We start from the raw sequence: 3,404 nt of genomic DNA on the forward strand, positions 1-3,404 counted from the left end.
TTGACGCACAGGGAAATGCGACGCTGTCGTTTTATGCCAATTATATTGCCACTGCCGATAACCCTCAGCCCGGACGGGCTGATGCGGATGCCACCTTCATGATTAATTATAATTAGGCTGTGTCGCTTAATTACATGAGCTATATACCCGTGATCATTGAAACTGCTTGATTTTGTAAAAAATGAGATCATGCTGACAACATGAATGTTGAGCTTAGCCCTGACCAAAAACGTGCTCTTGAGGCACAACATCGCAAATGTCGTGACCGTAGAGTCTGCGATAGGATTCGTTGCGTGCTACTTTCTGCTGAAGGCTGGTCTTCTTCCATGATCGCCAAGTCTCAGCTTATTGATGAAACCACCGTTCGCCGTCATCTGCATGACTGGCTCAATGACGAAAAACTCAATCCTGTGACCTGGAAGGAAAATGAGGGGCATTACCGCGTCATCGTTGAACCTGAGAAGACCTTTATTCTGGCTTATGGAAAAAAGAACCTCTTCGTCCTGGTATGACACTTGAAGGGGATGTCAGCCTTGATACACGTCATTTATGGGAGTGGCTGACGGAACCACTCTGGAGTCTGAAAGGAAAACTGTAATGGGATCACTGAACTGGACAGGGATAAAACAGCTCCCCGTTATCCGGCAGACAGAGTCAGCAGAATGTGGACTGGCGTGTCTGGCAATGATGGCCTGCTGGCATGGTCTGCAGACGGATTTACCCACACTCCGTGAACGCTTCAGTGTCAGTACTCAGGGGATGACTCTGCAGAGGCTGATAGAGTGTGCCGCGGGTATCAGCCTGTCTTCCCGTGCTGTCAGGTTAGAGCCGGAAGACCTGAAGTCCCTCTCTCTCCCCTGTATTCTCCACTGGAATATGAATCATTTCGTCGTGCTCCATAAAGTTCGCGGGAGCCGGCTGGTTATTCATGATCCGGACAAGGGAAAGGTCACGCTTTCCCTGCAGGAGGCAGGAAAGCACTTTACTGGTATTGCGATGGAGCTGTTACCAGCCAGTGACTTTACGGCCAGGGATGAAAGAAAGAAAATTCGCCTGCGCCAGCTGACTGGCAAGACGCCTGGCCTGCTGCCTGCAATGTTGCGCATTATCATTTTTGCCTTGATGTTAGAGATCCTGACGCTGGGAAGCCCTCTTCTGAACCAGTTGGTGATCGATGAGGTCCTGGTGGGCGCTGATCGAAGCCTGTTGACCGTCATTATCATTGCACTATTGTTGTTGTCTCTGACTCAGATGCTACTGTCACTGGCCCGTCAGTGGGCCAGTATTACCTTATCCGTCAATTTTAATATGCAGTGGACGGCCCGCGTGTTCCATCATCTGGTTCGCCTTCCTCTGTCCTGGTTTGATGCGCGCAGTAAGGGAAGTATTAACGCCCGGTTTGAAGCCGTAGATACAATTCAGCAGGCGCTGACCACACAGGTACTTGAAGGTATTCTGGATGTGCTGCTTGTGGTGACCGCGTTCTGCATGATGCTGCTGTACAGCCCTGAAATGACGCTGATAGCGGTACTTGCTGCCATTTTTTACGGCGTGCTGAGAGCGCTATGGTATCCCGCTCTGCGGCAGTCGGCAGAAGATGCCTGGGATGCAGGTGCAAGGGAGTCCGGTCATTTTCTTGAAACTCTCAACGGGATACTGAGCCTGAGAATAAACGGTGTGACCGCTCACCGAGAAGCCGCATGGCTGAATCTCAACGTCACCCGCAGAAATACGCAGCTACGCCAGAGCCGTCTTCTGATGTGTTATGACATTGCTCACACCCTGACCGGCAGCGTGGTATCGGCGGTGATTTTGTGGAAAGGTGCCGGTGAAGTGCTGAATGGCTCCTTTACCGTCGGTATGCTGGTTGCCTATTTATCTTACCAGATGCGTTTTTCCTCGAGTATCAGCAGCCTGACCGATAAGATTTTTGCCTGGCGGATGCTCGATGTCTATAACGAACGTCTGGCTGACATTGTGCTGACTCCGACAGAAGACCATCAGCAACAGCCTGTGCAGGAAGAGAGTCGGACTTCTGCCATTCCTTCTGTTTTCCGTGAAGCAGTGTCCGAAGATACCCACCTCTTGTTGTCCCTTGAACACATAATTTTCAGTCACAAGGGGAGCAACACACCAATACTCCGGGGGGTATCGCTGACTCTGCATCCCGGAGAAGTGGTGGCCATTACCGGTAAATCGGGATGCGGAAAATCAACACTGCTAAAACTTATCCTGGGGATCCATATCCCTGATGAAGGAACGAGCAGAACGTTTGGCATACCGCAAGCGCACCCGGATTATTTTCAGGTACGCCGGCGAATCGGTACAGTGCTGCAGGATGACCATCTTTTCAGGGGATCCATTGCAGATAACATCATTTTCTTCAGTGAGGACCGCAATCATAAACGAATGATCCACTGTGCCCGCCTGGCGCTCATCGACAGCGATATTATGGCAATGCCGATGGGATATCAGACATTAATCGGTGAAACCGGTGGAGGGCTTTCCGGAGGGCAAAAGCAGCGTATTCTGCTGGCAAGGGCGCTGTACAAGAAACCGGGCTTTTTGTTACTGGATGAAGCGACCAGCCATCTTGATGTTGAGAGTGAAATCCGGATAAGCCAGACGCTACGCCAGCTGGGATTACCTGTCCTGTTGATTGCCCATCGCCCGGAAACCATTGCTTCTGCAGACCGGGTTCTGTATCTGGCTGACGGATATTTCACCGAGCTGAAGCACTAGCGCACAGTTGATGATGACGATCTGGTTTGTAATCATTACTGATGAATGACAGGTCAAAAATCAGCCTTAACGTACAATAATTTTCGATATCCAAACTGCCCCCTTCATGCCATACGTGCTGAAGCGCTTGGAGGAAGTTTTGCTGCGCGGTCACCGCCATCACCTACCAAGAAATGTGCTTTGGCGCCACCTGCCAGAAGGCCTCGCCGCGACACGTCCAGCTGGTTGACGCATTCTGTGAGCGACTCGATGTCATCCTGCCATGGGACTGCGCTGTGGTGGACGTCACCACGAAGAACATCAGCGTCGCGCTACGTCTCGCCGGGACGCAGATTGGTCCTAACGATACGGCGATTGCCGGGCACGCCATTGCCACAGGTGCTATCCTGGTGACGAATAATGTGCTGTAAATTGAGGGTGTGACTGGCTTGACGCTTGAAGACTAGGTAAAATGTTATAAATTAATTCACAAAAACCCCAAACATTTACAAAAATAAAGACTGGCTTATTTTTAATAATATAAAAAACAGAGCCTGCGATAAACAAAAGAAATAAAAAGAGGTGATAAATTCTGTTTTATCAAAAAATAAGTAATTATCAAATCCATTTGAGACAAGTAATGAATGGTTCAATTATAGTTAAAAATTACAATGCAAAAATTC

General features: G+C 49.5%; 2 protein-coding genes and 3 pseudogenes. All 5 read left to right on the forward strand.

All coding sequences use genetic code 11. The features are described 5' to 3' along the window. A partial coding sequence (locus UTM25_RS22245; RefSeq protein WP_414146757.1) for a fimbrial protein occupies positions 1-116 on the forward strand: 116 nt, incomplete at its 5' end. An 84-nt stretch (positions 117-200) separates the two neighbouring features. Beyond that, a pseudogene (locus tag UTM25_RS22250) lies at positions 201-389 on the forward strand (helix-turn-helix domain-containing protein); the annotation flags it as partial. Between the two features lie 15 nt (positions 390-404). After that, a pseudogene (locus tag UTM25_RS22255) lies at positions 405-598 on the forward strand (secretion protein HlyD); the annotation flags it as partial. After that, complete coding sequence (locus UTM25_RS22260) at positions 598-2,742, forward strand: peptidase domain-containing ABC transporter (RefSeq protein WP_320708675.1); 2,145 nt, start codon at positions 598-600, stop codon at positions 2,740-2,742. The pseudogene UTM25_RS22255 and the gene UTM25_RS22260, both read left to right, overlap by 1 nt. 106 nt (positions 2,743-2,848) lie before the next feature. Beyond that, positions 2,849-3,152 (forward strand): annotated as a pseudogene (locus UTM25_RS22265) (type II toxin-antitoxin system VapC family toxin). Positions 3,153-3,404 lie beyond the last annotated feature (252 nt).

It is taken from the genome of Enterobacter sp. 61D5, from assembly GCF_034107965.1.
GTDB lineage: Bacteria > Pseudomonadota > Gammaproteobacteria > Enterobacterales > Enterobacteriaceae > Enterobacter > Enterobacter cloacae_M.

What these genes read in the sequence shown, in the direction of transcription:
- UTM25_RS22260 (WP_320708675.1), top strand. Translation starts at nt 598, where the DNA reads ATGGGATCACTGAACTGGACAGGGATAAAACAGCTCCCCGTTATCCGG.